The sequence below is a fragment of the Streptomyces sp. NPDC060184 genome, assembly GCF_042728795.1.
GTDB lineage: Bacteria > Actinomycetota > Actinomycetes > Streptomycetales > Streptomycetaceae > Streptomyces.
In genome coordinates this window covers 93,221-99,972 of sequence record NZ_JBHWYX010000031.1, presented here as the reverse complement: position 1 = coordinate 99,972, position 6,752 = coordinate 93,221, and the positions used below count along the sequence as shown (strand labels likewise).

The following is a 6,752-nucleotide window of genomic DNA, read 5'->3' as shown; positions in this document are numbered from 1 at the left end:
CTGGGTCTCGGGCAACACCTCGTGGTCACCCCCCCCCCCGCGGCCGGGCCACCGCCCCGGCCGCAGGGCGGACGGCCACCCCCGACGAACGAGGAGAACCGATGGTGCACGCACGGGCCGGCGAACCGGCAGCTTCCGACGACCTGGTCGACGTGGCAAAGCTGGTGACGGCCTATTACGCCCTCCACCCCGATCCGGCCGAGCCCGGCCAGCGGGTGGCCTTCGGCACGTCCGGGCACCGCGGTTCCGCGCTCGCGACCGCGTTCAACGAGGACCACATCGCCGCCACCACCCAGGCGATCTGCGAGTACCGCACCCGGCAGGGCACGGACGGGCCGCTGTTCCTCGGCGTGGACACCCACGCGCTGTCGGAGCCCGCCCGGGTCACCGCCCTGGAGGTGCTCGCCGCCAACGGCGCCACCGTCCTCATCGACTCCGAGGACGGCTACACCCCTACCCCGGCGGTCTCGCACGCGATCCTGACGTACAACCGGGGCCGGACGGACGGACTGGCCGACGGGATCGTCGTCACCCCGTCGCACAACCCTCCCGCCGACGGCGGGTTCAAGTACAACCCGCCGAACGGCGGCCCGGCCGGCTCGGACGCCACCTCCTGGATCCAGGACCGCGCCAACGAGCTCATCGCGGGCGGGCTGAAGGAGGTGCGCCGCGTCCCGTACGCCCGTGCGCTGGCCGCCGGGACGACCGGACGCCACGACTTCCTCGGCGGGTACGTCGACGACCTGCCGTCCGTACTGAACCTGGACGCGATCCGTGACGCGGGCATCCGGATCGGGGCCGACCCGCTCGGCGGCGCGTCCGTCGGCTACTGGGGCCGCATCGCGGAGACCCACCGCATCGACCTCACGGTGGTCAACCCGCTCGCCGACCCCACCTGGCGCTTCATGACGCTGGACTGGGACGGCAAGATCCGGATGGACTGCTCGTCGCCGTACGCCATGGCCTCGCTCATCGCCCAGCGGGACGCGTACGCCATCTCCACCGGCAACGACGCCGACGCCGACCGGCACGGCATCGTCACCCCGGACGGCGGGCTGATGAACCCGAACCACTATCTCGCCGTCGCCATCCAGTACCTCTACACCCACCGCGACGGCTGGCCCGCCGGCACCGGCATCGGCAAGACGCTGGTCTCCTCCTCGATGATCGACCGGGTCGCCGCCGACCTCGGCCGCCCGCTGGTGGAGGTACCGGTCGGCTTCAAGTGGTTCGTGGACGGCCTCTTCGACGGCAGCCTCGGCTTCGGCGGCGAGGAGTCCGCCGGTGCCTCGTTCCTGCGGCGCGACGGCCAGGTGTGGACCACCGACAAGGACGGCATCCTGCTCGCCCTGCTGGCCTCCGAGATCACCGCCGTCACCGGCTCCACCCCGTCGCAGCACTACGCGGAGCTCACCACCCGCTTCGGCGACCCCGCCTACGCGCGCGTCGACGCCCCCGCCACCCGCCAGGAGAAGGCGGTCCTCGCCAAGCTCTCGCCGGAGCAGGTCACCGCCGACACCCTCGCGGGCGAGGCCATCACCGCCGTCCTCACCGAGGCGCCCGGCAACGGCGCGGCCATCGGCGGGCTCAAGGTCTGCACCGACAGCGCCTGGTTCGCCGCCCGCCCCTCCGGCACGGAGGACGTGTACAAGGTGTACGCGGAGAGTTTCCAGGGCCCCGACCACCTGAGCCGGGTCCAGGACGAGGCCAAGGCCCTCGTCTCGACCGTCCTCGGCGCCGCGGGCTGACACCCGGCCGGACAACCCGTGTGCGGCCGGCCCACCGGTCCGGGGCCGGCCGCACGCGCTCCCCGGGAACGACCGCGGTGTGTCAGCGGCGTGTGCCCGCGAAGGGTCCGTCACCCGCGAACGCCAGCGCCGCGAACCGCTCGCCCATGAGGCGGTGGGTCGCGGCGTCCGGGTGGAGCTGGTCGGGCAGGGGCAACTCGGCGCAGTCGGCGGAGCCGTAGAGCGCGCGGCCGTCGAGGTGGTGCAGGTACGGGTCGTCGGCGGACCGCTGTTCGACGATCCGGGCCAGCTCCTGACGTACGACGGTGAGCGTCAGCTTCCCCGCCGCGGTCTCGGCGGCGTCCCCCATGGCGACGAAGCTCAACTTCCCGGTGCTCAGCCGGGAGAGGTCCGGCGCGCTCGGGCCCGGGGTGTCCTCGTGGATCGGGCACAGGATCGGCGAGACCAGCAGCAGCGGGGTCGTGGGGTGGCCCTCCCGGATCGTGTCGAGGAACCCGTGGACGGCGGGGGTGAAGGCGCGCAGCCGCATCGCGTCGGTGTTGACCAGATTGATGCCGATCTTGAGGCTGATCAGGTCGGCCGGGGTGTCCCGCAGGGCGCGCGCGGTGAAGGGGTCGAGCAGGGCGCTGCCGGCCAGTCCCAGATTGATCAGCTCCGCGCCGCCGAGCCGCGCGGCGAGAGCCGGCCAGATCGCGCTGGGGCCCGCGGCGTCGGAGCCGTGGCTGATCGAGCTCCCGTGGTGCAGCCACACCGGGCGGCCCCGGTCGGGCGCCGGTTCGACGGGGGCGTCGGTGCGCAGGGCGACCAGCTCGGTGGTCTCGTTGTGCGGGAGCCAGATCTCGACGTCCTTGTCGCCCTCGGGCAGGTCGTCGAACCGGATCGTCGCGACCGGCCCCGGCCGGTGCTCGGCCGACCCGGTGGCCATGTCGACGATCACCGTGTTGCCGGTGGACGCGGTGGCCCGGCCCGCGGGGCGGCCGTCGACGAGCAGGTCGTACACCCCGTCCGGGCGCGGGGGCGCACCCGCGTAGGCCCGCTTGGTGGGCAGGGTATCCAGCTCCAGGGCGGTCGCCGGAGTGCGGAAGACCAGCCGGACACCGGAGGGCTGGGACTCGGCCATGGCCAGCTGGGCGTCGGCGTACTGGGCACGGGCCCATGCGGGCAGCCGGTGCGGGAGGACGCCGTGCTCGGTGTGCTCCAGGTCGAGGGCACCCCGCAGGAGTGCGGCGGTGAGGGGCGTGGTGATCCAGCGGTGCGAGGTGCTCGGTTGCGTGCTCAAGGTGCTCAGCCCGTCGGTCGGATGGCGGATGGCGGATGGCGGATTGCGGTGTCGGGCGGCGGCTGCCGGACGATCGGGGCAGGTGACGCCGAAGGCTGAAGATCAAGCTCAGGGGGAGGTCCAGTTCCTCAGAAGCGCGTCGAGCTGGTCGAGGGCCCAGGTCCAGCTCTCCTGCGAATCGGGGGCGGAGTGGCTGAAACCGCCCGCCGCCTCCAGGCTGACGTATCCGTGGAACACGCTGCCCAGGAGGCGGACGGCGTGCGTCTGGTCCGGTTCCGCCAGGTCGTAGCCCCGCAGGATGGCCCGTGTCATCAGCGAGTGCCGGGGTCCGGCGCTCGCGGCGGCCGTCTCCGGGTCGAGCCTCAGCTGCGCCGCCGCGTAACGGCCGGGGTGTTCGCGCGCGTAGTCGCGGTAGACGTCGGCGAAGGCGGTCAGCGCGTCCCGTCCGGCGCGGCCCGCCAGAGCGGCGGCTGCCCGGTCGGCCATCTCCTCCAGCGCGAGCAGGGCGATCCGCGTCCTCAGCTCCTGGGAGTTCTTCAGGTGCGAGTAGAGGCTCGCGACCTTGACGTCGAACCGCCGGGCGAGCGCGGAGAGGGTCACCTGGTCGAAGCCGGCGGTGTCGGCCATCTCCGCCCCCGCTCGGACCAGTCTCTCCGCGGTGAGTCCCGCGCGTGCCATGACCTCCCCCTCCTCTGGCTAATCAGTTCATTCATTTGCCTACAAGCTTTAGGTAAATTAGCATAGCGTTCATGAATCCGCTGACTGAGCAAGAGATCCGCGCCGCCTTCGTGAACTGCAGCAAGGGCGAGGCGAAGCGGCTGGCCGTTCCGCGCGACCTCGCGGAACGCGAGTGGGCTGATCTGGACTTCCTCGGCTGGCGCGACCCCCAGGCGCCCGACCGCGCCTACCTCGTCGTGGAATCGGAGGGCCGCCCCAAGGCCGTCGTGCTGCGCTCCTCCGCCACGGCGGCCGGCCGGCAGCGGCGGAGCATGTGCTCGATGTGCCTGACCACGCACTCGGGCGGAGTCTCCCTGATGGTCGCGCCGAAGGCCGGCAAGGCGGGGCAGCAGGGCAACTCCGTGGGTGCCTACCTCTGCAGCGACCTCGCCTGCTCCCTCTACGTCCGGGGCAAGAAGGACGCGGGCCCCGGAGCCCGGATGCGCGAGTCGCTCACCCTGGAGGAGAAGATCCAGCGGACCGCGGCGAACCTCGCCGCGTTCCTCGCTCAAGTGACGACGTGACAGCTGGAGCGCGTGCTGCGGCACGCCCCGGACCGCCGCGCACGGAGGTGGTGCCCGGACGGGTGGGTCACGCCTGCCGGGCCACCCGGCGGGCCCACAGCACCAGGGGCACCTGGAGCGGCACCCGCGCGTAGGCCAGGGCGCGTTGCGGTGCGGGGCGGTGGCGCCAGTCAGCCGCCATCTTCACGTTGCCGGGGAGCACGCCCACGAAGAACGCGGCGGCCCCGAGAGCGGCGGCACGGCGGGTCCGCGGGGCGAGGACGCCCGCCGCGAGGGCGAGTTCGACACCGGCGCTCGCGTACGTCCATGTGCGGGGGCTCCCCGGCAGGGCGTTCGGGACGAGCGAGTCGAAGGGGCGGGGCACCGTGAGGTGCAGCGCTCCCGCACCGGCCAGCAGACCGGCCAGGGCGACGGCGGAACGGTGGGTCATGTGCGGTGCCTCCTGCGGGGGAGTGGTGTTCCGAAGAGCCCATCCTGCCCCGGTGGTCCGGCTCCGACGCGCGGGCGGGGTGCGAGAAGGGCACTCAGATCCAGTTGCCCCAGCCGAACGTGGCGATATGGGCCCGCCGGACGGCATCCTGGCCGCGACCGCCGCCGAGGCGAATCACCGTCAGTGCGAGAAGGAACCACGCGGCGAAGCCGCCGCCGATGATCGAGGTCCATCGCGGGCCGGAGAAGCAGGCGACCACGATCAGGGCTATGACCGTCGCACCGAGGCCCAGGTGGGCGGCGGGCAGGTCCGAGCGCAGCGCCTCGCGCACGGCGTGGCGTTCTTGCCGCATGTCCTGGGTGTACCGGGCGCGAGCCGCGCCCTCGGCGTTCTCCTGTTCGAAGGAGCTGTGCTCCATGAGTGGCCCTCCTGTGGATCTCTGCGGTCCCGGCAGCCTGGGCCGTCTCTGGCCATTCTCGCCCGGGGCCCGTCCCTTTCCAGGTCCGGCCCGGGACGGCGGGGCCCGAGGGCGTTCTCGCGGTGCCGTGTTCAGGCGCCGGGGACCGTCCGGTGCACCTGGCGCAGGAAGGCCGCGTTGTCGGGCGTCTTGCGGATCTTGTCCAGTACGGCTTCGAGCGTGGCCCGGCCGTCCCGGCCGTCCCGGCCGCTCAGGGCGCGCCGCAGTCCGCGTACCGCCGTCAACTCCGCCTCAGGGAGCAGCAGTTCCTCGCGCCGCGTGCCGGAGGAGGCGATGTCCAGCGCCGGGAAGACACGGCGGTCGGCGAGCGCGCGGTCCAGGCGGAGCTCCATGTTGCCGGTGCCCTTGAGCTCTTCGAAGAAGAAGTCGTCCGCGCGTGAACCGGTCTCCACCAGCGCCGTCGCCAGGATGGTCAGCGAGCCGCCCTCCTCGGTCAGCCGCGCCGCGCCGAACAGCTTCTTGGGGCCGTGCAGTGCCGCCGCGTCGACGCCGCCGCTCAGCGTGCGCCCGCCGGGGCCCGCCGCGTTGTTGTGGGCACGACAGAGCCGGGTGAGCGAGTCGAGGAGGACGACGACGTCCTGCCCCTGCTCCACGAGCCGCTTGCCGCGTTCCACGGCGAGGTCGGCCAGTGCGATGTGTTCCTTCGCCGGACGGTCGAAGGTGGAGGCGAGCACGTCGCCCCGCACGGAGCGGCGCATGTCCGTGACCTCCTCGGGGCGTTCGTCGAGCAGCACCACCATGAGACGGCATTCCGGATGGTTGGTCGCGATTGCCGCGGCGAGTTGCTGGAGCAGCACCGTCTTGCCGGTCTTCGGCGGGGCGACGATCAGACCGCGCTGACCCTTGCCGACCGGCGCGATCAGGTCGACGAGGCGTGGTGCGGGCCCGCCCGCGCGGGTCTCCAGGCGGAGCCGGTCCCGGGGGTGCAACGGCGTCAGCTCGTGGAAGTGCGGGCGGGAGCGAAGGGCTCCCGGAGGCAGTCCGTCGACGCGGTCGACGACGGTGAGCGTGCCCGGCCGGTCGCAGCCGCCCTTCACGAAGTCGCCCGCGCGCAGCCCGTACCGGCCGATCAGTGCGGCCGGTACGCGGACGTCGCCGGGGGCGGGGTGCCCGTGCGGCCCGCGCAGCAGCCCGTGCCCGCCCTGCGAGGTGTCGAGGACACCGGCGGCGGCGACGGGCGCGTGCTGGGCGGAAACGGGGCGTTCGAGTGTGGTGGTCACGGGGATGTCCTTTCGAGGACGGAAGAGAGTGCGGGCCCGGTGCGGGCGGCGGGAGGCGGTACGCACACGCCTCGACGTGCACCGCGTGCACCGGTGTCCCGACGAGCGGGGATCGCCTCGCGGCGTACGGGCCCCGGAGGTGGCGGACCGGATCGACGCGTGCGGGAAGAGAAGAAGAACTGCTCGGGAGGGGCTGAATCGCGGGTCGTGAATCGACAGCTGCGACAGCGATGAAGAGAAAGCCGCACCGGCGTCCCCGACGGGGACGTACACGAGTGCTTTTCGGAGAGTACCACGACGAGCGGCCGGAGGGAACGGGGTTCACCGGGGCTCGGCCGCGGAGCGTGCCCGGCCGC

Annotated in this window: 7 protein-coding genes; 2 read left to right on the top strand and 5 right to left on the bottom strand. The window is 72.9% G+C overall.

Annotated elements, in window-relative coordinates; translation table 11 throughout:
* Positions 1-101 precede the first annotated feature (101 nt).
* Positions 102-1,748, top strand: coding sequence for a phosphoglucomutase (alpha-D-glucose-1,6-bisphosphate-dependent) (pgm, locus tag ACFWEE_RS21245; RefSeq protein WP_386891162.1), 1,647 nt, complete (start codon positions 102-104; stop codon positions 1,746-1,748).
* 82 nt (positions 1,749-1,830) lie between these two features.
* Here the strand turns inward: pgm and ACFWEE_RS21240 are convergent, their stop codons facing one another.
* Together ACFWEE_RS21240 and ACFWEE_RS21235 are read right to left on the bottom strand one after the other, a co-directional pair.
* Positions 1,831-3,027, bottom strand: a complete 1,197-nt coding sequence (locus tag ACFWEE_RS21240; protein WP_386891160.1) for an SGNH/GDSL hydrolase family protein — start codon at positions 3,025-3,027, stop codon at positions 1,831-1,833.
* Positions 3,028-3,135: 108 nt separating this feature from the next.
* A complete protein-coding gene (locus ACFWEE_RS21235) occupies positions 3,136-3,705 on the bottom strand; it encodes a TetR/AcrR family transcriptional regulator (RefSeq protein WP_386891158.1) in 570 nt (189 codons plus the stop codon).
* Between the two features lie 71 nt (positions 3,706-3,776).
* On the opposite strand from ACFWEE_RS21235, the gene ACFWEE_RS21230 reads away from it, so the two are divergent.
* Positions 3,777-4,268, top strand: coding sequence for an FBP domain-containing protein (locus ACFWEE_RS21230; RefSeq protein WP_386891156.1), 492 nt, complete (start codon positions 3,777-3,779; stop codon positions 4,266-4,268).
* 67 nt (positions 4,269-4,335) lie between these two features.
* On the opposite strand, the gene ACFWEE_RS21225 is transcribed toward ACFWEE_RS21230, so the two are convergent.
* The 3 genes from ACFWEE_RS21225 to rho all read right to left on the bottom strand — a co-directional run bounded on the left by ACFWEE_RS21225 (position 4,336) and on the right by rho (position 6,396).
* Positions 4,336-4,698 (bottom strand): hypothetical protein, encoded by a 363-nt coding sequence (locus tag ACFWEE_RS21225; RefSeq protein WP_386891154.1) that lies wholly within the window; start codon positions 4,696-4,698, stop codon positions 4,336-4,338.
* A gap of 94 nt (positions 4,699-4,792) precedes the next feature.
* Positions 4,793-5,116 carry a hypothetical protein gene (locus ACFWEE_RS21220; protein WP_386891152.1) on the bottom strand — a complete coding sequence of 108 codons (324 nt, stop codon included), beginning with the start codon at positions 5,114-5,116 and terminating at the stop codon, positions 4,793-4,795.
* 131 nt (positions 5,117-5,247) lie between these two features.
* Entirely contained in the window at positions 5,248-6,396 is a 1,149-nt protein-coding gene (gene rho / locus ACFWEE_RS21215; protein ID WP_386891151.1) for a transcription termination factor Rho, read from the bottom strand.
* Between the last annotated feature and the right edge of the window lie 356 nt (positions 6,397-6,752).